17 protein-coding genes are annotated in these 23,579 nt (G+C 72.6%); 10 read left to right on the forward strand and 7 right to left on the reverse strand.

What is annotated here, in order from left to right; all coding sequences use genetic code 11:
• The first annotated feature begins 440 nt into the window (after positions 1-440).
• On the forward strand, positions 441-1,346 hold the full coding sequence (locus tag QIY60_RS26910) for a phosphatidylinositol-specific phospholipase C (protein WP_283146084.1): 906 nt from the start codon (positions 441-443) through the stop codon (positions 1,344-1,346).
• A 140-nt stretch (positions 1,347-1,486) separates the two neighbouring features.
• On the forward strand, positions 1,487-3,532 hold the full coding sequence (locus QIY60_RS26915) for a SpoIIE family protein phosphatase (RefSeq protein WP_283146085.1): 2,046 nt from the start codon (positions 1,487-1,489) through the stop codon (positions 3,530-3,532).
• A gap of 45 nt (positions 3,533-3,577) precedes the next feature.
• Here the strand turns inward: QIY60_RS26915 and QIY60_RS26920 are convergent, their stop codons facing one another.
• Positions 3,578-5,179, reverse strand: a complete 1,602-nt coding sequence (locus tag QIY60_RS26920) for a phosphodiester glycosidase family protein (RefSeq protein ID WP_283144761.1) — start codon at positions 5,177-5,179, stop codon at positions 3,578-3,580.
• A gap of 439 nt (positions 5,180-5,618) precedes the next feature.
• Here QIY60_RS26920 and QIY60_RS26925 point away from each other — a divergent pair, with 439 nt between their 5' ends.
• Positions 5,619-7,736, forward strand: a complete 2,118-nt coding sequence (locus QIY60_RS26925; protein ID WP_283144762.1) for a SpoIIE family protein phosphatase — start codon at positions 5,619-5,621, stop codon at positions 7,734-7,736.
• Here the strand turns inward: QIY60_RS26925 and QIY60_RS26930 are convergent.
• Positions 7,723-8,736, reverse strand: a complete 1,014-nt coding sequence (locus QIY60_RS26930; protein ID WP_283146086.1) for a LacI family DNA-binding transcriptional regulator — start codon at positions 8,734-8,736, stop codon at positions 7,723-7,725. The genes QIY60_RS26925 and QIY60_RS26930 overlap by 14 nt on opposite strands.
• 375 nt (positions 8,737-9,111) lie before the next feature.
• Between QIY60_RS26930 and QIY60_RS26935 the strand changes: the two genes are divergently transcribed.
• The 6 genes from QIY60_RS26935 to QIY60_RS26960 all read left to right on the forward strand — a co-directional run bounded on the left by QIY60_RS26935 (position 9,112) and on the right by QIY60_RS26960 (position 19,058).
• Entirely contained in the window at positions 9,112-10,404 is a 1,293-nt protein-coding gene (locus tag QIY60_RS26935; protein WP_283144763.1) for an extracellular solute-binding protein, read from the forward strand.
• 109 nt (positions 10,405-10,513) lie between these two features.
• Positions 10,514-11,383: a sugar ABC transporter permease gene (locus QIY60_RS26940; RefSeq protein ID WP_283146087.1), complete on the forward strand. Its 870-nt coding sequence runs from the start codon at positions 10,514-10,516 to the stop codon at positions 11,381-11,383.
• Positions 11,384-11,433: 50 nt separating this feature from the next.
• A complete protein-coding gene (locus QIY60_RS26945) occupies positions 11,434-12,300 on the forward strand; it encodes a carbohydrate ABC transporter permease (RefSeq protein WP_283146088.1) in 867 nt (288 codons plus the stop codon).
• Positions 12,301-12,375: 75 nt separating this feature from the next.
• The gene (locus QIY60_RS26950; protein ID WP_283144764.1) at positions 12,376-13,626 is read left to right on the forward strand and encodes a glycosyl hydrolase; all 1,251 of its coding nucleotides are present in this window, start codon (positions 12,376-12,378) and stop codon (positions 13,624-13,626) included.
• Between the two features lie 286 nt (positions 13,627-13,912).
• Positions 13,913-15,955 carry an endo-beta-N-acetylglucosaminidase gene (locus QIY60_RS26955; RefSeq protein WP_283144765.1) on the forward strand — a complete coding sequence of 681 codons (2,043 nt, stop codon included), beginning with the start codon at positions 13,913-13,915 and terminating at the stop codon, positions 15,953-15,955.
• A gap of 61 nt (positions 15,956-16,016) precedes the next feature.
• Positions 16,017-19,058, forward strand: coding sequence for a glycoside hydrolase family 38 C-terminal domain-containing protein (locus QIY60_RS26960; RefSeq protein ID WP_283144766.1), 3,042 nt, complete (start codon positions 16,017-16,019; stop codon positions 19,056-19,058).
• Here the strand turns inward: QIY60_RS26960 and QIY60_RS26965 are convergent.
• From QIY60_RS26965 to QIY60_RS26985, 5 genes are all read right to left on the reverse strand, one after another.
• Positions 19,021-19,458 carry an STAS domain-containing protein gene (locus QIY60_RS26965; RefSeq protein WP_283144767.1) on the reverse strand — a complete coding sequence of 146 codons (438 nt, stop codon included), beginning with the start codon at positions 19,456-19,458 and terminating at the stop codon, positions 19,021-19,023. The two genes, QIY60_RS26960 and QIY60_RS26965, sit on opposite strands and share 38 nt — an antisense overlap.
• A gap of 116 nt (positions 19,459-19,574) precedes the next feature.
• Positions 19,575-20,300, reverse strand: coding sequence for a GNAT family N-acetyltransferase (locus tag QIY60_RS26970; protein ID WP_283144768.1), 726 nt, complete (start codon positions 20,298-20,300; stop codon positions 19,575-19,577).
• The gene (locus QIY60_RS26975; RefSeq protein ID WP_283144769.1) at positions 20,297-21,220 is read right to left on the reverse strand and encodes an NADP-dependent oxidoreductase; all 924 of its coding nucleotides are present in this window, start codon (positions 21,218-21,220) and stop codon (positions 20,297-20,299) included. The genes QIY60_RS26970 and QIY60_RS26975 overlap by 4 nt, the downstream gene beginning before the upstream one ends.
• 104 nt (positions 21,221-21,324) lie before the next feature.
• Positions 21,325-21,828: a hypothetical protein gene (locus QIY60_RS26980; protein ID WP_283144770.1), complete on the reverse strand. Its 504-nt coding sequence runs from the start codon at positions 21,826-21,828 to the stop codon at positions 21,325-21,327.
• A 146-nt stretch (positions 21,829-21,974) separates the two neighbouring features.
• Positions 21,975-22,763 carry a uracil-DNA glycosylase gene (locus tag QIY60_RS26985; protein WP_283144771.1) on the reverse strand — a complete coding sequence of 263 codons (789 nt, stop codon included), beginning with the start codon at positions 22,761-22,763 and terminating at the stop codon, positions 21,975-21,977.
• A 294-nt stretch (positions 22,764-23,057) separates the two neighbouring features.
• Here QIY60_RS26985 and QIY60_RS26990 point away from each other — a divergent pair, with 294 nt between their 5' ends.
• Entirely contained in the window at positions 23,058-23,564 is a 507-nt protein-coding gene (locus QIY60_RS26990) for a response regulator (protein ID WP_283144772.1), read from the forward strand.
• Positions 23,565-23,579: the final 15 nt, after the last annotated feature.

The following is a 23,579-nucleotide window of genomic DNA, read 5'->3' on the forward strand; positions in this document are numbered from 1 at the left end:
GCAGGGCGCGGCCGTGCGGTCACGTGGAGTGGTCAGGAACGTATGAAGGCGTACGCGGACACATGGGAGGCGTACGGAAAAATGGCCGCGGCGCGGTGCGGCCGCGTGCCGCGGTGGGAGCCGGGGACGGGCGCCGGAGTGCGGCGGCGGTCAGCCGGAGACCGTCAGGGGGTCAGCCGGTCGGCAGCGTGCGGCAAGGACTTCGGTCGGGACTCATCCCGAACACCTCCTCTGCTCGCACGGGCATGGCAAGGACGCCGGATCCGCGTACCGCCGATCCTTATTTGCGTCTTCACGAAAGTAGCACGCTTTCCGGGCGGCCCGGGACTACCGGGCGGTAATCCGTGCCGCCCGACGCCTGTTCTCCTGCGGCCCGCTGTGCTTCCATGCCACAGCGATGACCGGGGGCCGCTGAGCGGCAGGGGGAGCGTGGGGTGGGAATGGACCGGCGGGGCTTTCTCAAAGGAGCGGCCGTGCTTCCGGCCGCCGGACTGCTCGCGTACGCGGGCGCCGCGCCCGCCCGGGCCCGCACCCTGGGCACCGGCGACTGGATGGCGGGTCTCGGTGGCTCGACCCCGCTGCGGCAGCTGACGATCCCCGGCACGCACGACACCGGCGCCCGCTTCGGCGGGCTGTGGGTGAAGTGCCAGAACGCGGTCGTCGCCGCGCAGTTGAACGCCGGCATCCGCTTCTTGGACGTACGCTGCCGGGCCACCGGCGACGCCTTCGCCATCCACCACGCCGCCTTCTACCAGAACCTGATGTTCGGCGACGTGCTGATCGCCTGCCGGGACTTCCTCGCCGCCCACCCGGGCGAGACCGTGCTGATGCGCGTGAAGCAGGAGTACTCGACGGTGAGCGACGCCGAGTTCCGCCGGATCTTCGACCTCTACCTCGACCAGAAGGGTTGGCGGCCGCTGTTCCGCCTCGACGCCGCGCTGCCCACGCTGGGCGAGGCCCGGGGCAAGGTGGTGCTGCTCGGCGACAACGGCGGGCTGCCGGGCGTGCGCTACGGCGATCCGGCGCTCTTCGACATCCAGGACGACTACAACGCCGAGCCCTTCGGCAAGTACCCCGAGATCGAGGCCCAGTTCCGCAAGGCCGCCGACCAGCCCGGCAAGCTCTACGTCAACTATGTGAGCACGGCGGCCGCGCTGCCGCCCGAGTGGAACGCCGCCCGGCTCAACCCGCGGGTGCGCGACTTCCTCAACGGTTCGGCGCTCCCGGGCCGGACCGGACTCGGCATCGTGCCCATGGACTTCCCCGACGCGACCTCGGGGCTGATCGACGCGGTGCTGCGGCACAATCCGGCCCCCGGCGCCTTCCGGGCGCGGCCGAACGGGTGACTGTGGGCCGACCGCACCACGACGGGCCCCTTGGGCGCGACTCCGTGATGCGGAGGAAAAACCCGCGAAGTTAAGCTGACGCAGTGGCTGGACGCGACCGACGGGAGATCGGGCCGGGCGAGAGGCTGGCCCTCAACCGCATGGGCAGCTTCGACTGGGACCTGGACAACAACACCCTTGCGTTCGATGACGCGGGTCTCGCCGTCTTCGACCTGAGGCCCGACGAATACGACGGGAACCCCGACTCGCTGGTGTCCCGGGTGCCCCCCGAGGAGGGCGTGCGGGTCAACGCCGTGATCGACGAGGCCATGCAGACCGGCCGCTCCTCCTACGGCGCCTACTTCCAGCTGCGGCGGCGCAACGGACACCGCCAGTGGACCCATGTGCGCGGGCGGATCCTGCGGGACGACCGGGGCAGCGCGTACCGCGTCCTCGGGATCGTCCGCAATGCCACCACCGAGCTCACCGAGTTCACCTCGATCAGCCCGCTGGAGGCGGGCCGACGACGCATCACCGGCATGGTCCAGGGCACCACCGAGGCCCTCTCCAAGGCGGTGACCGTCGACGACGTCGCCGCCGTCCTCACCGGCGCCGACGGGATGGCGCGGTTCGGCGCCGACGGCCTCGTCCTCGGCATGGTCGAGGGCGGCGTGCTCAAGATCATCGCCCTGGCCGGCGACCTGACGGAGACGCTCGACGAGCTGAAGCTGTACCGCCTGGACGACTCGCTGCCGCTCGCCGAGGCCGTGCTGACCGGCCAACCCCGGTTCGTCACCTCGCTCGACGAGCTCGGCCACACCTTCCCCCGGCTCGCCCCGTACATCCAGAGCCTCGAACTGGACGCGGCGGCCTTCCTGCCGCTGATCGCCCAGGCCCGCGCGGTCGGCGGGCTCGCGCTCTTCTTCCGCGGGCGCAGCGACTTCTCGGCCGAGGACCGCAACCTCTCTCTGGGGCTCGCGGGCATCGTCGCCCAGTCGCTCCAGCGGGCCATCCTCTTCGACCAGGAGCGCGAGTTCGCGACCGGCCTCCAGGCGTCGATGCTGCCGCGGCACGTGCCCGAGGTCGCCGGCGCCGAGATCGCCGTGCGCTACCACGCGGCCTGGGGCGGCCGGGAGGTCGGCGGAGACTGGTACGACGTGATCGCGCTGCCCCGCGGGCGGGTCGGGGTGGTGGTCGGCGACGTCCAGGGCCACGACACCCACGCCGCCGCGATCATGGGCCAGCTGCGGATCGCGATCCGCGCCTACGCGGGGGAGGGGCACCCGCCCGCGACCGTGCTCGCCCGCGCCTCGCGCTTCCTCGCCGAGCTCGACACCGAACGCTTCGCGACCTGTACGTACGCCCAGGTGGACCTCTCCTCCGGCGGTGTACGGGCCGTCCGCGCGGGCCACTTGGGGCCGTTCATCCGGCACACCGACGGCCGGGTGGGCCGCCCCAACCTGCGCGGCGGACTCCCGCTCGGCCTTGCCACCGAGTTCGACGACGAGGAGTTCCCCGAGACCCGGCTCGACCTGGTGCCCGGCGAGACGATGGTGATGTGCACCGACGGGCTGGTGGAGGAGCCGGGACTGGACATCGCGGCCGGGATGGACGCCCTGGAGGGAGCCGTCCGGACCGGCCCCGAGGGCGCCGACGCGCTCGCGGACCACCTCTCGGCCAGCCTCTGGGAGCGCTGGGGCACCGGCGACGACGTCGCCCTGCTCGTGCTGCGCCGCGCCCCCGACCCGGGCACCCCGCAGGCCCCCCGCATCCACCAGTACATCCACCAGGCCGACCCCGAGGGCCTCGCGGAGTCCCGGGTGGCCCTGCGCCGGGCCCTGGAGGACTGGGGCTTCGCGGAGCTCGTCGACGACGTGGAGCTGGCCGCGGGCGAGCTCCTGGGCAATGTGCTGCTGCACACCGAGGGCGGCGCCGTCCTCACCCTGGAGGTGCTGCCCGAGCCGGTGCGGCGCGTACGGCTGTGGGTCAAGGACCGCTCCAGCGTCCGCCCGCGCCGTCGCACCCCCGGCGAGGCGGCCACCTCCGGGCGCGGTCTGATGCTCATCGAGGCGGTGTCGGCCCGCTGGGGCGTCGAGCCCAGGGGCGACGGCAAGGCGGTGTGGTGCGAGTTCGTGCCGGAGGGCACCGAGGCGGACCTGTCGGCCGAGCGGCCGGTGGTCCCGCCGGAGGAGCCCCCGGAGGACTGACCGGCCCGCAGACCGGTCAGCCCTTCGCGTACGGGAGGTACGGGCTCAGGGCTTGATGACCCAGGCGTCGCCCAGCGAGCGCTCGCCCGAGGAGTCCGACGGGCGGTTGACGACGCCGTCGGCCGCCGTGGCCATCACGCTGGAGCCGCCGCCGTCGAGGTTGAGCGCCTCGCGGGCGCCGAGCTGGCGCATCAGCTCCGCGGTGCGCGCGATGCTCAGCCCCTCGCTGTAGCCCGCCTGGCGGCCGTCGACGACGGCCAGCATCAGCCGGCCGCGGTCGTCCACGCCCATCATCGAGCGCGGATTGGCCCGGTTGGTCCAGTCGTACGTGAACGACTGGTCGGCGCCGAACCGGATGATGCCGTCGGCCATCGCGTTCACCGACACCCTGCCGCGGCGCACCAGGGTCGGGCCGACCTGCATGATCGTGGTGTCCCGGGTGAGCGGGACCGGGCGGCCGTAGCTGTCGCTGACGAGGGTGCGGATGCCGAGTTCGTCGCCCACGTGCACATGGTCGAGCAGCCAGTCCGCGCTGTCCCCGATGGCCTGGATGGTGGATCCGCCGGCCGGGACGGCGGCCCCGCGCGAGGAGTTCACCGCGACCACGTCGCCGTCGGCGTCCAGGACGGCCTCGGCGCCCGCGCCCTTGGGCGGGGTGCCCCACTCGGGGGTGAACTGCACCAGCTCGCTCGGGTCGGTGCACTCGAAGTCGTGCTGCGGCTCCTCGGTCGGGGTGTCGCCGCCGACTCCGCCGCAGTTCCAGACGTCGCCGGGGAAGCGGTTGACGCCGTCGATCTCCTCGATGGCGCCGCCCGGCGTCTGCAGCGAGATGTGCGCCTCGATGGCGTCGACGCGGACCTTGCGGCCGCCCTTGGTGATGATGATCGCGCCCCGGCCCTGGGTCGCCGAGGCGAGCACCTTGCCGTCCTTGACGTAGAACCCGCCGGGGGCGTCGTTGTAGAACCACTGGCCGTTGATGCCCGCGATCGCGCCCGCGCGGGCGATGAGGTCGGTCGCCGGCTCGGTGCCGTGCAGGGTGGGCCCGAACTCGGTGTCCACCTTGCCCCGGAACTTACCGAAGTCGACTCTTATGACGTTGACCTTCTCCGGGGCCTGGAGGTCGGTGCCGTCCTGTGCGGTGTAGCGCGTGTCGCCGGTGAACCCGGCGGCCTTCACCTTGGCCAGCGCCGCGGTCGCTTCGGGCCGCTCGGCGAAGCCGCCCACCCGGACCGTCCAGCCCAGCGTGCCCGCCTCCAGGTCGGCGTACGCGGGCGAGCGGACCTCTTCGACCCGCGGCAGGAAGCCCTTCTCGCGCAGGGCCTGGGCGACCTGGTCCGCCGTGTCCTTGGGGCCCAGCTCGATCGTGGCCTTGCCGACCTGCCCGCCGGGGGCGGCGGGCAGGTACACGTGCACGGTCCAGAAGTCGTCCGCGTTCTTCTTGCCGAAGGTGTACGTGCTGAGGGTGACCCCGGGGCTCAGGGTCCGGGTCACGGTGGGTGCGGTGATCGGCAGCGGCGGCCGGAACGGCTTGGCGTCGAGGGCGGGGCGGAGGGCGCCGTGGGGGGCGGCCTCGGCGGTCGGCATGGCGACCGCGGCGGTCAGGGCGACGGCGGCTGACAGCGCGGCGGCGAGGGTGGTTCGGCGCATGAGGCTTCCTTCGTGGGTGGGAAGGTGCGTCGAAAATTAGATGGTGTGGACATGACTTGCGTTGATACGTCACACGCTGCCCACATGAAGTGACTCTCACTGATGAGTGAACGAGGCGGCAGGCCGGAAGTAGTTGGCCCGGTCGAAGTTCAACTGCCTTTCGCATAAGGGCTGCTGTGCCCCCGACCGGGGCATTTGTCGCACTCGGAGTCCCCTCTTCCGACCGGACGATCCGTCAGTTATTTCGTCCGATTTATAACGGAGGCAAAGGGATCTTCCGCGCGAATCGCCGTCTCCCCGGCGGCGCTGTCCCCCGGTCGGCTCCCCCGCGCTCCCGGGCCCAGCCGCCGGGCCCCCTCGCCGTGCGGGGACGGCCGCGAGCGGGCAGCCTGGATCCTCCAGAGGTGTCCGCGCGCGGCCGTGGAGGAGGTGGTCCGCCGTGCCCGACCGGGATGCGCCCGGGCCCCGGCCCGACCGCGCGCCCCCGCACCAGGCGGTGCTCTCCCGGGTGCTGACCGGGCTCCTCGACGACGTCCAGGCGCACTCCGGCGCCGTCTATGTGCTCGATCCCGGGGAGAACGTCCTGGTCATGACCGCGATCGCGGGGCTGCCCAGGGTGTTCGCCGCGCCCTGGGAGCGGGTCGGGCTCGCCGCCCCCATCCCGGTCGCCGACGCGGCCCGCGAGCGGCGTCTGGTCTGGGTCGGCGGCGAGGAGGAGATGGCCGGCCGCTACCCCCGGATCGCGGTCGTGCTGCCCTACCCCTTCGCCCTGGCCGCGCTCCCCGTGGCCACCGCCGACACCGTCTACGGGGCCGTCTACGCGACCTGGCCCGGCTCGCACCCCGCGGACCTCACCCGCCACGAGCGCGAGCGGCTCGGCGCCGCCTGCGACCGGCTCGCCGAGTACATGGAGTGGGCCGCGGGCCAGGGCAGGCCGGTGCTGCCGGAGCCCGGGGCGCGCCCGGTGGAGCCGCAGGGGGAGGTCCGCGCCGCCGAGGCCGCCCGGATGGCCGCGCGCCTGCCGTACGGGCTGTGCGCGCTCGATCTCGACGGGCGGGTCGAGTACGCCAACCAGGCGTCGGCCGACCTGCTCGGCGTCCCGGTCGAGCGGCTGCTCGGCACCGCGCCGTGGGTGACCCTGCCGTGGCTGAACGACCCGATGTACGAGGACCGCTACCGGGCCGCGCTGCTCAGCCAGCGGATCACCTCGTTCGTGGCGCTGCGCCCGCCCGGCGACTGGCTCTCCTTCCGGCTCTACCCCGGCACCACCGGGCTCAGCGTGCGCATCACCCGGGCCCGCGCCACGCCCCGGGGAGGCCGTCCGCAGCGCGACGCGGGGGAGGGGCCGGGCCGCCTCGTGACCATCTCGCACGTCCTGAGCCTGGCCAGCGCCCTGACCGAGGCCGTGGGCGTACGGGACGTGATCGACCTGGTCGCCGACGAGATCATGCCGGCCGTGGGCAGCCGGACCCTCGTCATGCTCGGCTCCTCCGGCGGGCGCCTGCACGTACTGGGCCAGCGCGGCTACGAGGACCCCTCGGTGGTGGACCGGTTCGACGGGATGCCGCTGACCGCCCAGACGCCGGGCGTACGCGCCCTGCTCACCGGCGTACCGGGGTTCTACGAGTCGCGCGGGCAGTTGGAGCGCCTCTATCCGATCCGGTACGCCACCCCCGACGGCATGGCCGCCTGGGCCTATCTGCCGCTGGTCGCCTCCGGCCGCGCCGTGGGCACCTGTGTGCTGGGCTACGCCGAGGAGCGCACCTTCACGGCCGAGGAGCGCGCGGTGCTGACCAGCGTGGGCGGGCTCATCGCGCAGGCCCTGGAGAGGGCGCGGCTCTACGACGCCAAGCACCGGCTCGCCCACGGCCTCCAGGAGGCCCTGCTGCCGGACACCCTGCCGGACCTGCCCGGGCTGGAAGTGGCCGCGCGCTATCTGCCGGGCACCCAGGGCATGGACATCGGCGGCGACTTCTACGACCTGGTGCCCGTCGGCACCGCGGCCGCCGCCGTGATCGGGGACGTCCAGGGCCACAACGTCACCGCGGCGGGCCTGATGGGCCAGGTCCGCACCGCCGTACGCGCCTACACCGCCGTCGGCCAGACCCCCGGCCGGGTCATGGAGTCCACCAACCGGCTGCTCGTCGACCTCGCCACCGAGCGCTTCGCCAGCTGCATCTACCTGCACCTGGACACCGCGCGCGGACGCGCCCTGCTGGCCCGCGCCGGACATCCCCAGCCGCTGCTCAGGGACCCGGACGGCCGAGTGCGCACACTGGATCTGGCCGGCGGCCCGCTGCTGGGCATCGACGCGGACGCCGTCTACCCGACCACGGAGGTGCCGCTGCCGCCCGGCTCCGTCCTCGCGCTGTACACCGACGGCCTCGTCGAGATCGCGGGCGTCGACCTCGACGAGTCGGTGGCCGCCGTCGCCGACCGGCTCGCGGACGTGGGCGGGCGCCCCCTGGAGGAGGTCGCCGACAGCCTCGTACGCCATGTCCAGGAGACCCAGGGGCGCAGCGACGACGTGGCGCTGCTGCTGCTCAGGCCCGGGTGAGCGGCGGGGGAGCGGTGCTCTCGCGCTCGATCAGCCGGGGCAGCGGCATCGGGACCGACCGGGCGGCGCCGCCGTCGAGCAGCGCGGCCAGCTCCCGCGCGGCGAGCCGCCCGAACGCGATGGTGTCCCGGGAGAGCGCGGTGAGCCACGGGTGGACCATCCGGCACAGCACCGAGTCCTCCCACGACACGATCGAGACGTCGCCCGGTACCGAGAGGCCGAGCCCCGCCACCACGGCGGCTCCCGCCGCCGCCATCACGTCGTTGTCGTAGACCAGCGCGGTCGGCGCCGCCTCCCCGCCCAGCACCCGGCGGGTCACCGCCGCGCCCTCGGTGTCCGAGTAGTCCGTGGTCACCGAGCGCACCCCGGTCAGACCGCGCCGCTCCGCCTCGGCGCGCAGGGAGCGGATGCGGCGGTCGGTGTGGGCCAGCGAGTCCAGGCCCGCGATGTGCACGACCCTGCGGTGGCCCAGCTCGTACAGCCTGCCGACGACCGCCGCCATCGCCCCGGTGTCGTCGGCGCGCACCTGCGACAGGTTCGGGTGCGTGCCCGGCAGCCCGCCGATCACGACCCCCGGCAGCCCGAGCTCGTCGAGCAGCTCCGGGCGCGGGTCGTCGGTGCGCGGGTCCACCACCAGGACGCCGTCCACCCGGTGCTCGGCCCACCACCGCCGGTACACCGCGCACTCGGCCCGCACGTCCTCCACCACCTGGAAGAGCAGGCCGAGTTGACGCTCCGCCAGGACCTCCTGGATGCCGGAGATCAACTGGAGGAAGAACGAGTCCACCCCGAGCGTCTCCGCCGGGCGCGCCACCACCAGGCCGACCGTGGCCGCGCCCTCGCCGGAGAGCGCCCGGGCCGCCGTGCTCGGCCGCCAGCCCAACTGCTCGGCGACCCGGCGGACCCGGTCCCGGGTGACCTCGGAGACGCCGGGGCGGTCGTTGAGCGCGAACGACACCGCGCTCTCCGACACCCCGGCCCGCTGGGCGATGTCCTTCATCGTCGGGCGGCGCGCCACCGTGCGCCGGGCCGCCTGCGTGTCCTTGCCGGACGGCGGGCTGTCCGTCACCCGTGCCCCTTTCCCGCTGGATCCGGCCGGTCTGCGGCCGGTGAATGCCCCAGCGTACTAATGCGCTTGAGCACCACGACCCTAAAGCGCATTAGTAGATCGCCGCAACTACCCCGATTCACATCGGTGACCTGCACGTACATCATCCAACTAGGGCTGCCTATTGACTTTTTGAAGATTCGCACCGCAAAGTCTGCCGATGTGAGCGTCCGGTACCGCGCCTTTCCGGGGGGACAGCCCCCGGGCCCCCTGCGAGGCCGGCCGCCGCCGTCCGCACGTCTGGTCCGAGCAAAGGAGCCGTACACCGTGCGCATCTCCCGCAGGGCATTCGCCGCTGCCGCCGTCCTCGCCGCCGTCCTGCCGCTGAGCGCCTGCTCCGGCGACTCCGACTCCGACTCCGGTTCGTCCGACGCGTCCGGCAAGGTCGAAGGGAAGATCACCTTCCAGACCTGGAACCTCCAGGCGAACTTCAAGGACTACTTCAACGGCGTGATCGCGGACTTCCGGAAGAAGTACCCCGGCACCGAGGTGAAGTGGGTCGACCGGCCCGCCGAGGGCTACGCCGACAAGATCAGCGCCGACGCCGCCGGCGGCACCCTGCCCGACGTCGTCAACGTCTCGCCGGACCTGGTGGCCCCGCTCGCGAAGGCCGGTCTCGCGCTCGACCTCGACAAGGCCGCGGCCGAGTACCGCAAGGAGTATCTGCCCGGCGCCTGGCAGAGCCACCAGATACCCGGCCTGCAGGGCACGTACGCCTTCCCCTGGTACCTCAACACCGGCCCGCTGTTCTACAACAAGCGGCTGTTCAACGACGCCGGGCTGGACGCGGCCAAGCCGCCGAGGACGTACGACGAGGTCTTCGCCGACGGCCTTGCGATGGCCCGCAAGAGCAACGGGAAGATCGCGACCTTCGCCAACGTGCCCACCATCGAGGACTTCGGGCGCTACGGCGTCGAGCCGATGAACAAGAGCGGCGACGGCTTCGCCTTCAACGACGCCAAGGGGGTCGAACTCCTCACCAGGTACAAGGAGTTGTACGACGCCAAGGCGCTCGACCCGCAGGCGCTGACCGCCACCCCCGAGTCGGCCGGCCACAAGTTCCTCACCGAGTCGGTGTCCATGAACCCCGGCAGCGCCCTCGACCTCGCCAACTTCAAGAAGCAGGCCCCGACGCTCTACAAGAACATCGGGATCACCGACCAGATCACCAGCACCGGCAAGGCCAACATGTACGTCATGGGCGTCATGGTGAACAGCAGGACCAAGCAGAAGCCCGCGGCCGTCGCCTTCGCGCACTTCGTGACCGACGCGACCCGCCAGATGGAGTTCGCCAAGAAGGTCGCCATCTTCCCGAGCACCGCGGGCTCGCTCGACGACCCGTACTTCACCAAGGAGGACGGCACCGACGACACCCGGGTGCGGATCGCCGCCGCCAAGTCCCTGAAGACGGCGGTCAATTACACGCCCGTGCTGTTCAGCGAGCAGATGAAGACTGCGCTGCGCAACGAGGTGGCCAAGGCGCTCCAGGGCAAACAGAGCCCCAAGGAAGCGCTTGACAACGCTGTCAAGGCCTGTGACCAGCTGCTGAAGCAGAGCTGAGCCGTTCGTGAACAGCCCCACCGCCGCCCCGGCGGACCCGTCCGGCACCCTCGCCGCCGCCCCGGCGGACCGGAGCCCCCGCTCCGGTCCGCACCGGTCCGGCCGCCGCATCCGGCGCCAGCTGCCGTCCAGCCCCTGGCTGTTCGCGGCGCCCGGACTGCTCGTCGTCGGCGTGTTCAGCCTGTACCCGTTCGTCAGCACCGTGGTGAACTCCTTCACCGACCGCCGCACCCTGGTGCCCGGCCACTACGTGGGCCTCGCCAACTTCCGCGAGCTGTGGCACGACGACATGTTCTGGACCGGCCTGCGCAACAGCACGCTGTACGTCCTCGGCGTGGTCCCGGCCCTGGTGGTCCTGCCGCTGCTGCTCGCGCTGCTCGTCCAGCGGCACATCCCCGGCATCGCCTTCTTCCGGGCCGCGTTCTACACCCCGGTCGTGGCCTCCATCGTCGTGGTCGGCCTGATCTGGGTGTGGATGCTCGACGACCGGGGGCTGATCAACTCGGTCCTGGAGGCGGTGGGCGTCGGCAAGGTCGGCTTCCTCAGCGACCAGTGGCTGCTGCTGGGCAGCGCGATGGCGGTCACGGTCTGGAAGGGCCTCGGCTACTACATGATCATTTACTTGGCGGCGCTGGCCAATGTGCCGCGCGAACTGCACGAGGCCGCGGCGGTCGACGGGGCCGGAGCGGTGCGCCGCTTCTTCACCGTCACCGTGCCCGCACTGCGCTCCACCATGGTCCTGGTCGCCGCGCTCTCCTCGGTCTCGGCCTTCAAGGTCTTCTCCGAGGTCTATCTGATGGCGGGCCCCAGCGGCGGCCCCGCGGGCGAGGACACCACCTTGGTGATGCTCGTCCAGCGCGTCGGCACCGGCCTGACCGGCCGGGTCGGCTACGCCTCGGCGATCTCCGTGGTCGTCTTCGTCGTCACCGTCGCGCTGATGCTGCTCGTGCTGCGGGCGGACCGGAGGGAGGACGCGTGAGCATCGAGACCGACACCGGTACCGCGAGCGGTACGGGCGCGGCGACCGCCGTGCGCCGCCGTCGGGCGGGCGTCACCGACAAGGAAGGGCGACGCGTCCCCCTCTGGCAGCTCGTGCTGCGGTACGTGCTGCTCCTGGCGGTCCTGGCCCTCACCGTGGGCCCGTTCCTCTGGCAGCTCTCCACCTCGCTCAAGGGGCCGCACGAGGACATCTTCAGCTCCCCGCCGAAGTTCCTGCCCGGGCAGCCCACCCTCGACAACTACGCGCGCGTGGCCGACACCATCCCGGTCTGGGACTACGCCCTGAACTCGCTGAAGGTCGCCGCCGCCAACGTCGTCACCAACTGCGTGGGCGCCTCGCTCGCCGGGTACGCTCTGGCCCGGATGCGCTTCCGGGGCCGCCGGGCGGCCACCCTCGCGTTCATCCTCGCCATGCTGGTCCCCGTCGAGGGCATCATCATCGCCCAGTTCACCACCATGCGGGACCTCGGCCTCAACAACACTCTCGTCGCGGTCGTGCTGCCCGGCTCCATCGGCGCGATGAACGTCCTGCTGATGCGCAACGCCTTCCTCAACCTGCCGTACGAGGTGGAGGAGGCGGCGTACGTCGACGGCGCCAACGCCTGGCAGCGCTATCTGCGGATCGCCCTGCCCGCGGTCAAGGGCACCCTCGCCGTGGTCGCCATCTTCGCCTTCATGGGCGCCTGGGACGACTTCCTGTGGCCGCTGATCGTCCTCAGCGACCCGGACCGCTTCACCCTCACCATCGGCCTGAACTATCTGCACGGCACCTTCGCCAACGACGAACGGCTCGTCGCGGCGGGCACGGTCATCGCGGTCGCCCCGCTCATCGTGCTCTTCGCCTGCCTGCAGCGTTACTTCTTCCGCGGCGTCGGCGAGGGAGCCGTCAAGGGCTGAGCCCTGCGGCACCGCTCCTCCGCTCCCGCAAGTACGCCCACAGAACGGACCCGCATGCCTTCAGAACAGGCCCGCATGCCTGCTGCCGTGCGCTTCGGCGCCAACTACACGCCCGGCCAGGGGTGGTTCCACCACTGGCTCGACTTCGACCTCGATGCGGTACGCGCCGACCTCGACGCGATCGCGGCGCTCGGCCTCGACCACATCCGGGTCTTCCCGGTGTGGCCGTACTTCCAGCCCAACCGCACCCTGATCCGGCCGCGCGCGGTCGAGCAGTTGGTCCAGCTCGCCGACGCGGCGGGCGAACGCGGCCTCGACGTCAACGTCGACGGGCTCCAGGGCCATCTGTCGAGCTTCGACTTCCTGCCCGCCTGGACCCAGACCTGGCACCGGCGCAGCCTCTTCACCGACCCCGAGGTGCTCGACGGGCAGGCGGCGCTGCTGCGCACCCTCGCGGGGGCGCTCGCGGACCGGCCCAACTTCATCGGGATGACGCTCGGCAACGAGATCAACCAGTTCGCGGCCGGGCCGCACCCCGACCCCGACCGCATCACGCCCGCGCAGGCCGGGGCGTGGCTGGGGCGGATGCTCGCCGCGTGCGAGGAGGGCGCGCCCGGCAAGCCGCATGTGCACGCCGAGTACGACGCCGCCTGGTACCAGGACGACCAGCCGTTCACGCCCGCGCACGCCGCGCGGCTCGGCGCCATGACCACCGTGCACTCCTGGGTGTTCAACGGTACGGCCCAGGCGCACGGGCGCAGCGGTACGGCGACCGAGCACCACGCCGCGTACCTCGTGGAGCTGTCGAAGGCGTGGGCCGACGATCCGCGGCGGCCGGTGTGGCTCCAGGAGGTCGGGGCGCCCGCCCCCTTGATTCCCGCCGGGCACGCGGCGGCGTTCACCGAGGCGACGGTGGTGAACGCGCTGGACTGCGCGGATCTGTGGGGGGTCACGTGGTGGTGCTCCCACGACGTGGACCGGTCGCTGGCCGACTTTCCCGAACTGGAGTACAGCCTTGGGCTGTTGAGCACTTCCGGGCGGGTGAAGCCGGCGGGGGAGGTCGTGGCCCGGCTGGCCCGGGAGTGGCGGGGGCGTGTGCATGCGCCTGCGCCCCGGACCACCGCGCTGGTCGTGGACGTGGGGGACGAGCTTTTGGCGCCGCGCCGTTCTGTGTGCGCGCCCGGGGGGCCGGTGTTCGAGGCGTTCGCGCGGCTTGTTGCGGAGGGGGTTCGGCCTGCGGTGGTGCTGGCGAGCCGGGCTTCTGACCAGGAGCACCTCGCGCTGCGCGGCATTGGTGAGGTTGTGGTCCCGGAGGAGGTGAGCTGAGCGCTCGGCGTGGGGCGGTGTGTTCGGCTGCGGACCGTGCGTGGCTGGTCGCGCAGTTCCCCGCGCCCCTTGAGGGGGATGGGATTAGCCCAGCACGAATCCCCGGCCCGACAGGTCGATGTTCGCTCAGCCCAGCACGAATGCCCGGCCCGGCAGGTCGATGTCTGCTCAGCCCAGCACGAATGCCCGGCCCGGCAGGGCGATGAGTTCAGCCTGGCACGCCCCCGGCGCCCAACCGGGCCATTAGTTCAGCCCCGCACCATCCCCGACCCGAAACGGAGACCCCATGCCCCAGCACCTCCCCGGGCCCACCCGTCGCGCCGTCGTCCTCGCGGGCGCGGGGACGGCTGCCGCTGTCGTCGTGCCGGCCCTTCCCGCGCGGGCCGTCGAGGGCGGCCCCGTCGACCTTCAGCCGTACGCCTCGTACTGGTATCCGGACTCGCTTCCCTCCGGCAGCCCCGGGCCCGGCGTCACCTGGCGGAGTCTGACGGACTGGCGGGCCGAGGAAGACCCGGACCTGCCCTTCAATGCCGCTACCGTGCCGCTCGCCCGGAGGTTCGCCCCGGTGCCGGTGAACCGCACCGCGCGGGCCGGGCAGGCCCGTATTCAGGCGCTCGTGTCGTTCGAGCACACCGCGGGCAACCCGTCCCAGGGCGCGGCCACCGCCGACTACTACGCGCTCACCCACTGGGCCTACCTCGACGAGCTGGTCTTCTGGGGCGGTTCGGCGGGGGAGGGGCTGATCCTGGCGCCCAACGCGCCGGTCGTGGACGCGGCCCACGGCAACGGCGTGCCCGTGCTCGGCACCGTCTTCCTGCCGCCGACCGCGTGGGGCGGCGAGCTGCGCTGGACCCGCGACCTGGTGCGGCGCGACTCGCTCGGCCGGTTCCCGCTCGCCGCGAAGCTCGTCGAGGTCGCGGTCGCGCACGGCTTCGACGGCTGGTTCGTCAACGCCGAGACCGACGGCGGCGACGCGGCCCTCGGCGCCGACATGCTCGCCTTCGTACGGGACCTCAAGGCCCGCAGCGAGGCCGCCGGGCTGCGGATCACCTGGTACGACGCGATGACCGTCGGTGGGTCTGTGGGGTGGCAGGGCGCGCTCAACGAACGGAACCAGGACTTCTTCCGTAGTGCCGACTCGATGTTCGTGGACTTTCGGTGGTCGGGCGAGACCCTCGCTGCCTCCGGTGAGCTCGCGGGGCGGCTCGGTCGCAGCCGCTACGAGTTGTGGGCGGGCGTCGACGTCGAGGCCCATGGGTGGGACAGTTCCGTGGACTGGGACGCCATCGTGCCCCGGGACCGGGCGCACATCGTCTCGTACGGTCTCTACCGGCCCGAGTGGACCCGCAACCAACTGCCCGCGGGCCGCACCCCGGCGCAGTTCCACGCGGCCGACGACCGGTTCTGGACCGGCCGTTCGCTCGACCCCTCGCAGCCCGACACGGACGGCTGGCGCGCCCCGGCGACGGTGGTCGCGGACCGGTCGACGGTCGACCGGCTGCCGTTCGCGACCTCCTTCAACACCGGGCACGGCCTGCGCTGGTACGAGGGCGGCGAGGTGACCTCGGCCGCCGAGTGGAACCACCTCGGCCTCCAGGACCGGCTCCCGGGCCGCCGCTGGGTGGTCCGTACGAGCGGGCGCCGCCCGGCCGTCGCCTTCGACTTCGCGGACGCCTGGCGCGGCGGGTCCAGCCTCCTGGTCGACGGCGACTTCGACGCGCCCGCCACGGTCGAGCTCCACGCGACCCGGCTGCCGCTGTCCCGGTCCACGGTCGTCGAGCTCACCCACCGGGCCGACGAGGGCACGGTCACCGTCGAGCTCGCGGTCGCCCTGCGCGAGCCCGCCCACCCCGGCGACCCGGTCCCGTACACCTACGTCCCGGCGGGCACGCTGCGGGCGGGCGCCGCCGACTGGACCACCGCGACCCTGCGGCTGAACACCCTTTCCGGGACGGTCCGTTCGCTCGGCGTCCGGCTCACCGCCGAGGGCCGCGCCAAGTGGCGCCTGGGCGCGCTGGCGGTGCGCGACACGGCCGCCACGAGGCCGACCGCGCCGGCCCGACTCCGCGTCACCGCTTCCGCGACCGGCGCCGCGGGCACCTCGCTGCGCTTCGCGTGGCGCCGGGCGCCCGGCGCGGTGCGCCACTACGAGCTGCACCGCGTGCTGCCCGGGGGAAGCCGCCGCTTCCTCGGGGGAACGTGCGGGAATGCCTTCTTCGTTCCCGCACTGGAGCCGGAAGGAGGCGAGCGGTCGGCGCGGTTCGAGATACGGGCCGTCGACGAGCTCTACACGGCTTCCGCACCCGCCTTCACCGTCCACCGCTGGTAACCCCTTCCACCTCCTGGCGATCCGCACCCCGCTCGACCCTCGACCCACGGAGCAGCCCCTCATGCATGACGACCGCAGCCTGGTCGAAGCCCGCCTCAAGCGAGTCCTCGACGAGCGCATCCGCCCCGCCGTGTACCCCGAATCCGTCCCGCTGGAAGTGGCGGTGTGGCACGCGCCGGACGAGCCCGTCCCGGTGGCCGAGGGGCTGGCCGGCGTCCCCGAGCCGATCGCGGTCGGGGACGCCTGGGGCGCGCCGTGGGGCACCAGCTGGTTCCGGGTGACCGGGACCGTACCGGCCGAGTGGGCCGGGAAGACCGTCGAGGCGCTCCTCGACCTCGGCTTCGACGAGAACATGCCGGGCTTCCAGTGCGAGGGCCTCGTCTACCGCCCCGACGGCACCCCGGTGAAGGGCCTCAACCCGCGCAACCAGTGGGTGCGCGTCGGTGCGCCCGCGGTGGGCGGCGAGGAGGTGCGGCTGCACATCGAGGCCGCGTCCAACCCGGTCATCCTCGACTACCACCCCTTCGTGCCGACCGCGCTTGGCGACAAGGAGACCGCGGGCACCGAGCCGCAGTACCGGCTGGCCCGGATGGACCTCGCGGTCTTCGACGAGACGGTGTGGCAGCTCGTCCTCGACCTGGAGGTGCTGGGCGAGCTGATGCACGAGCTGCCGGTCGAGGGCGCCCGGCGCTGGGACGTCCTGCGGGCCATCGGCCGCGCCCTCGACGCGGTGGACCTCCAGGACGTGAACGGCAGTGCGGTGGCGGCCCGCGCCGAGCTCGCCGGTGTGCTGGCCGTTCCGGCCGGGCCCACCGCCCACCGCATCAGCGCGGTGGGGCACGCGCACATCGACTCGGCGTGGCTGTGGCCGCTGCGCGAGACCGTGCGCAAGGTGGCCCGTACGACGTCGAACATGACGGCGCTCCTGGAGGACGAGCCGGACTTCGTCTTCACCATGTCGCAGGCGCAGCAGTTCGCCTGGATCAAGGAGCACCGGCCCGAGGTGTACGCGCGCGTGAAGAAGGCCGTCTCCGACGGGCGGTTCGTGCCCGCGGGCGGCATGTGGGTGGAGTCGGACACCAACATGCCGGGCTCGGAGGCGATGGCCCGTCAGTTCGTGCACGGCAAGCGGTTCTTCCTCGAAGAGTTCGGTGTGGAGAACGACGAGGCCTGGCTGCCGGACACCTTCGGCTTCGCCGCCGGGCTCCCGCAGATCATCAAGGCGGCGGGCGCCAAGTGGCTGCTCACCCAGAAGATCTCCTGGAGCCAGACCAACAAGTTCCCGCACCACACCTTCCAGTGGGAGGGCATCGACGGCACCCGGATCTTCACCCACTTCCCGCCCGTCGACACCTACAACTGCTCGATGAAGGGCAGCGAGATCGCGCACGCGGCCCGCAACTTCAAGGACAAGGGCCACGCCCGGCACTCGCTGGCCCCGACCGGCTGGGGCGACGGGGGCGGCGGCACCACCCGCGAGATGGTCGCCAAGGCGGCCCGGCTGCGGAGCCTGGAGGGCTCGGCGACCGTGGAGTGGGAGAGCCCCGCGGAGTTCTTCGCCAAGGCGCAGGCGGAGTACCCGAACGCGCCGGTGTGGGTGGGCGAGCTCTATCTGGAGCTGCACCGCGCCACGCTGACCAGCCAGGCGAAGACCAAGCAGGGCAACCGGCGCAGCGAGCACCTGCTGCGCGAGGCCGAGCTGTGGGCCGCGACGGCGGCCGTGCGGACCGGATTCCCTTATCCGTACGAGCAGTTGGACCGGATCTGGAAGACCGTTCTGCTGCACCAGTTCCACGACATCCTGCCCGGCTCCTCCATCGCCTGGGTGCACCGGGAGGCGGAGAAGACCTATGCGGCCGTCGCGGAGGAGCTGAACACGATCATCGACGGCTCGCAGCGCGTGCTCGCGGGCGAGGGCACCGCCACCGTGGTCTTCAACTCCGCGCCCCACGCGCGCGACGGAGTGGCGGCGGGCGCCGCCGCACCCGCCGTCCGCACCGGCGTGAGCCGCGCCGCGCCGCGCGAGGGCGGCGGCTTCGTCCTGGACAACGGGCTGCTCTCGGTGGAGATCGACGCCCGGGGGCTGGTGGTGTCCGCGTACGACATCGGTGCCGGACGCGAGACCATCGCCCCCGGAAAGGCCGCGAACCTGCTCCAGATCCACCCCGACTTCCCGAACATGTGGGACGCGTGGGACGTGGACGCGTTCTACCGCAACACGGTGACCGATCTGACGGACCTCGACCAGCTGGTGGCCGTGGAGGACGCGGGCGTGGCCGCCGTCCGGATCGTGCGGAGCTTCGGCGGCTCCAAGGTCACCCAGCTGGTCAGTCTCGCCCCCGGTGCCAAGCGGCTCGACATCGACACCGAGGTCGACTGGCACGAGACCGAGAAGTTCCTGAAGGCCGCGTTCCCCTTGGACGTCCACGCCGAGCGGTACGCGTCGGAGACCCAGTTCGGCCATGTCCACCGGCCGACCCACACCAACACCAGCTGGGAGGCGGCCAAGTTCGAGGCCTGCAACCACCGCTTCGTCCATCTGGAGGAGCCGGGCTGGGGCGTCGCCCTCGTCAACGACTCCACGTACGGGCACGACGTGACCCGGACCGTGCGCGACGCCGCCGAGGGGCCGGGCACGACCACCACGGTCCGCGTCTCGCTGCTGCGCGCCCCGCGCTTCCCCGACCCCGAGACCGACCAGGGGCTGCACCGCTTCCGGCACGCGATCGTCCCCGGAGCGACGATCGGTGACGCGGTGCGCGAGGGCTACCGGGTCAACCTGCCGGAGCGGCGGGTCGCGGGCGGCGCGGAGGTGGCGCCGCTGGTGTCGGTCGACGACGACGCGGTGGTCGTCAGCGCGGTGAAGCTCGCGGACGACGGCAGCGGCGACGTGGTCGTACGGCTCTACGAGTCGCGGGGCGGCCGGGCCCGGGCCCGGGTCACCCCGGGCTTCGAGGCGGACGGCGTGGTGGCGACCGACCTGCTGGAGCGGCCCCTCGTCGAGGGGTGGCGGCCCGAACTGGTGGGCGGGGTCGTGGAGTTGGCGCTTCGTCCCTTCGAGCTGGTCACCCTCCGGCTGTCGCGGTCCCGTTCGGGGGCCTGACGGAGTCCAGGGCCTGCTCCAGTGTGGGAGCGGGCCCCAGGACGTTCGTGAGGGCGGTGATCCGCAGGATCCGCAGGGTCAGCGGATGGTCGCAGACGAGCGCCCAGGAGCCGCCCCGCTCGGTCACCCGGCGGTGGGCCCGCACCAGCAGGGCGAGGCCCGAGCAGTCCAGGAACCGGATGGGGCGCAGATCCACGGCCAGCGCACCCACCCCGTCCCCGGTGAGGGTGTCCAGGCGCGGCCGCAGCGCCTGGACGGCTTGGATGTCGATCTCGCCGTGCAGCTCGGCGACGGTCACTCCGGCCTGTGTGTGGACCCTCAGGAACGGCCGCTCGTAGTGCGGGCGGGAAACCGCCACGAGCTCCAGCGGACCGTCGTCGACGTATTCGTCGCGGCGCACAATCTCTCCCCCAAAGATAGCGTTGGTGTGACGGCCGGGGGCTTGGGCCGCCGGGGGGAACGTTAGACGCTAGCCGGAGCGCCAAAAGTGCAGAAACAATTCACACGACCGTTTCATCACTCGATCGAGTGAAATGATGTTGTGAGGCTTGCCAGTTCGTCGTCCGGCACCCGGGCCGACATGAACCGGGTGGTCCGGCGGAGCCGGAAACCCAGGGATTCGTAGAGACGGATGGCGCCGGTGTTGCGGGCGCCCGTGTGCAGGAAGGGCCGCTCGCCGCGCTCCCGGATGTTCGCCGCGACCGCCAGGATCAGCCGGGTGCCCAGGCCCTGGCCGCGGAAGGCGTCGTCGGTGCAGACCGCGCTGATCTCCGTCCAGCCGGGCGGGTGCAGCCGCTCGCCCGCCATCGCCACCAGGGCGCCGTCCCTGCGCACGCCCAGATAGGTGCCCAGCTCGATGGTGCGCGGCAGGAACGGGCCCGGCCGGGTCCGCTCCACCAGCTCCATCATCTCGGGCACGTCGGCCGCGGTCAGCGTGACCGCCTCGTCGAACGGACGGGCCGCCACCCCGTCGTCCACGAGCTGCACCCCGTCCGCGTCGAACAGCAACTCCCAGCCCGCGGGCGGCAGATGGCTCATCCCGAGCAGCGGCACCTCGTTGCCGGGCCAGGCCTGCGCGGCGACGTCGGCCCAGTCCTCGGGCCCGGGGTCGTCCGGGAGCGCCAGCCACGGCGTCACCTCGGGCGGATAGCGCAGCACCCGTCCCAGCCGCTCGGCGAAGTGGGCGTGCGGCCCGGTGAGGGAGGCACGGGCGGGGTTGTCGAGGGGGTGCGGTGCGCTCACGACGCCACCTCGATCACTACCTTGCCGCGCGCGTGGCCCTCCTCGACCGCGCGCAGCGCCTCGGACGCGCGCTCCAGCGGGAACGTCGCCGTGACGAACGGGCGCAGCGCCCCGCTCACCACGAGCCGCGCCACCTCGTCGAGCACCGCGGCCGTGCGGGCCCGTAGGACCGGTGAGCCGCCGAGCCGGGCCGCCCTCGGCGCGTCGGCCGCCGTGATCAGTTTCGTACGGTCGTCGACGAGCGCGGCGACCGCCTCCAGGGCCTCGCCGCCGACGAGGTCGAAGACCGCGTCGACACCGTCCGGCGCCGCCGCCCGGACGCGCCCGGCCAGCCCGTCGCCCGCCGAGGACACGTGCACCGCGCCCAGCGACTCGACGAACTCCTTCTTGCCCTCGCTCGCCGTGCCGACCACCCGCACCCCGAACGCCCGGGCTATCTGGGCGACGGCCACGCCCACCCCACCGCCGACCCCGGTGACCAGCAGCGTCGCCCCGGCGGGCAGATCCAGCTGGCGCACGCCGTCGTACGCGGTCGCCCCGGCCACCGGCAGGGTCGCCGCGTCCGTGAACGACAGGTCCGCCGGCTTGTGTGCGGCCACCGGGACCGGCAGCAGCGTGTACTCCGCGTAACCGCCGCCCACCGGACTGCCGAAGACGGCGTCCCCGACGGCGAAACCCGTCACCCCGGGGCCCAGCTCCGCGACCACGCCCGCGACCTCGTTGCCGAACACGCCGGGCAGCTCCGGCTCCGGCGCCCCCGGCCTGCGCAGGCCGCTGCGCAGCTTCCAGTCGACCGGGTTCACCCCGGCCGCCCGGACCGCGATCAGCAACTGGCCGGGACCCGGGCGCGGCCGGTCCCGCTCGATGAACGCCTCGGTCTCGGGCCCGCCGTTCCGGGTGTACGCGTACGCCTTGGGCATCTGCTGGCTCCTCGCTCTCAGCAGCTCCAAGGTCGATTCCGGTGTCGCTATTCCCGGGAGTGCGCACTGTTCACGTGAGTGCAACGAAGGCCGCGCCATCGCTCCTAGCAGTTCGGTACGTTGCCGCTGGCCTGCATGAACGCGGCGCTGGCCCAGCCGTGGGCGCCGCTCAGCCAGTACCAGGTGGAGGTTCCGTTCACGTTCGAGCCGTGGGTCCTGCACTCGATGCGGTCCTGGCTGCCGGGGCTGAGGGCGACGACGACCCCGGCGTTCAGGCTCGGGTTGTCGCGGACGTTCAGCTCGATGCGCGAGGTGACCGTGCCCCAGACGCGGCCGCCGTCGTGGTGGTCCCAGGAGTGATCGCCGTTGTGGTCGTCCCAGTTCCGGCCGTCGCGGTGGTCGTCCCAGCGCCATCCGCCGCCGTGGTCGTCCCGGATCCAGCCGCTGATGTGGACGTCCCACGACCAGCCGCTGCCCTGGCCGCGGTCGTGGCCGTCGCCCTGGTCGGTAGCCGGGGCCGCCGCTGCCGCGGTGGCGAGGCCGCCCATGGCGAGACCGCACGACAACAGGGTCGCGGCGGCCGCTCGACGTATCCGTCCGGTGTGCATACCGGCTCCTTTCGTCGCTCCCGCCCCTTGTGACCATCTTCCATCACACACCCGGGCCGCGCGGGGTGCGATCTGGGCAGGTGGGAGCCCGTGAAGCGGTCACTAGAAGCCCGCCTTCGGTCAAAGTTCAACCAAAGCGGGCGGTTTCAGAGCCCCGACAGGCGCGCGGCGTCGCGGAACACCTCGACGAGCATGGCGAGCGTGAGCCGTCCCGTGGACGTGTTGCGCTGGCTCGGGTGGTAGCAGCCGAGCAGATGCAGCGGCGGGCGGCCGTCTTCCGAGGCGGCCAGCGCCACCTGGACGCCGTGCCCGAACTTCGGCCGGGGGCGCGGGACTTGCCAACCGGCCGCGCCCAGCACCGGAAGCAGCGCCTGCCAGCCGAACGCGCCGAGCACGACGACCGTACGCAACCCCGGGCTCAGCAGCTCCAGTTCGGCCGACAGCCACGGTCGGCAGGTGTCGCGCTCCTGAGGCGTCGGCTTGTTGTCCGGCGGCGCGCAGTGCACGGGCGCGGCCAGCCGTACGCCCCGCAGTTCGAGGCCGTCCCCGGCGTGCGTGGCCTCCGCCTGCGAGGCCAGGCCCACCGCGTGCAGCGCGGCGAAGAGGAAGTCGCCGGAAGCGTCCCCCGTGAACATCCGGCCCGTCCGGTTGCCGCCGTGCGCGGCCGGGGCGAGGCCGACGACCGCCATCGCCGCGTCCGGCGGGCCGAACCCCGGCACCGGCCGTCCCCAGTACTCCCAGTCCCGGAAGGCCGCCCGCTTGGTCGCGGCGACCTCCTCGCGCCAGGCCACCAGGCGCGGACAGGCCCGGCAGCGGATCACCTGGGCGTCCAGCGCGTCGAGGCTGCGGCAGCCCGGCGCCCGGCGGGCGGGGAACGCGGGGTCGTCGGGCTCCGCCGACGACCCTCTAGCTCCTGCCCCGCGCGCCTCGTCCATGTCCCCACGCTAGGCGACCGGGGCCCGGCCCGCTGTCCCGTCGACGCATGCAGAAGAGCCAAAAGAGGGAGCCACAACCGGCCGAATTATTCGAACGCGGAGAGCTCCGGGACACGAAGAGGCGTGGGCGGGGCCTCCGTTTGCGCTGGCGGACGCCCGTAGACGTTCGCCGCCCCGGCACCGGGCCCCTCGGGCGCGGGCGCAGATGCCGTTGGCAGGTACCGGGGGCCTCCTGCGCTCGGCTCCGGTGCGCACTACTGTGAAAGTCCGGCTGCAGGGGAGTGTGGTTGGGACGTGGACAGTTCGTGGAAGATCCTCGTAGTGGACGACCGCGAGGACAACCTCTTCGCCATGGAGAGTGTGCTGCGTCCCGTGGGCCGCCCGATAGTGTGCGCCCGCAGTGGCGACGAGGCGCTGAAGACCGTGCTGCGCGGCGGCATAGCGGTGATCCTGCTCGATGTGCTGATGCCGCAGATGGACGGACTCGAAGTGGTCGACTACCTCAAGCGCCTGGACCACACCCGGAACCTGCCGGTCATCCTGGTCACCGGCATCGGCCGCGACGACGACCTCGCGGCCCGCGCCTACCACCTCGGCGTCGCGGACTTCCTGGTGAAGCCGGTGGACCAGTGGGCGGTGCGCTCCAAGGTCCGCGTCCTGGCCGACCTGTACGTGGAGAACCAGCTGCTGCGCCGCCGCCTCGACGCGGCGGGCGCGCCGGTGCCGCCGATGCCGACCGTCCCGCCGCAGGCGCATCGCCCGCCGTGGCGGGCGGTCCGGGTGACGGACGACAGATGCTGAAATCTCTCGTCCGTC

Origin of the sequence: Streptomyces sp. BPTC-684 (assembly GCF_030028635.1) — a bacterium.
In the GTDB taxonomy this organism is placed as follows: Bacteria; Actinomycetota; Actinomycetes; order Streptomycetales; family Streptomycetaceae; genus Streptomyces; species Streptomyces noboritoensis.

What these genes read in the sequence shown, in the direction of transcription:
- QIY60_RS26910 (WP_283146084.1), top strand. Translation starts at nt 441, where the DNA reads ATGGACCGGCGGGGCTTTCTCAAAGGAGCGGCCGTGCTTCCGGCCGCC.
- QIY60_RS26915 (WP_283146085.1), top strand. Translation starts at nt 1,487, where the DNA reads ATGGGCAGCTTCGACTGGGACCTGGACAACAACACCCTTGCGTTCGAT.
- QIY60_RS26920 (WP_283144761.1), bottom strand. Translation starts at nt 5,179, where the DNA reads ATGCGCCGAACCACCCTCGCCGCCGCGCTGTCAGCCGCCGTCGCCCTG.
- QIY60_RS26930 (WP_283146086.1), bottom strand. Translation starts at nt 8,736, where the DNA reads ATGAAGGACATCGCCCAGCGGGCCGGGGTGTCGGAGAGCGCGGTGTCG.
- QIY60_RS26950 (WP_283144764.1), top strand. Translation starts at nt 12,376, where the DNA reads ATGCCTGCTGCCGTGCGCTTCGGCGCCAACTACACGCCCGGCCAGGGG.
- QIY60_RS26955 (WP_283144765.1), top strand. Translation starts at nt 13,913, where the DNA reads ATGCCCCAGCACCTCCCCGGGCCCACCCGTCGCGCCGTCGTCCTCGCG.
- QIY60_RS26960 (WP_283144766.1), top strand. Translation starts at nt 16,017, where the DNA reads ATGCATGACGACCGCAGCCTGGTCGAAGCCCGCCTCAAGCGAGTCCTC.
- QIY60_RS26975 (WP_283144769.1), bottom strand. Translation starts at nt 21,220, where the DNA reads ATGCCCAAGGCGTACGCGTACACCCGGAACGGCGGGCCCGAGACCGAG.
- QIY60_RS26980 (WP_283144770.1), bottom strand. Translation starts at nt 21,828, where the DNA reads ATGCACACCGGACGGATACGTCGAGCGGCCGCCGCGACCCTGTTGTCG.
- QIY60_RS26985 (WP_283144771.1), bottom strand. Translation starts at nt 22,763, where the DNA reads ATGGACGAGGCGCGCGGGGCAGGAGCTAGAGGGTCGTCGGCGGAGCCC.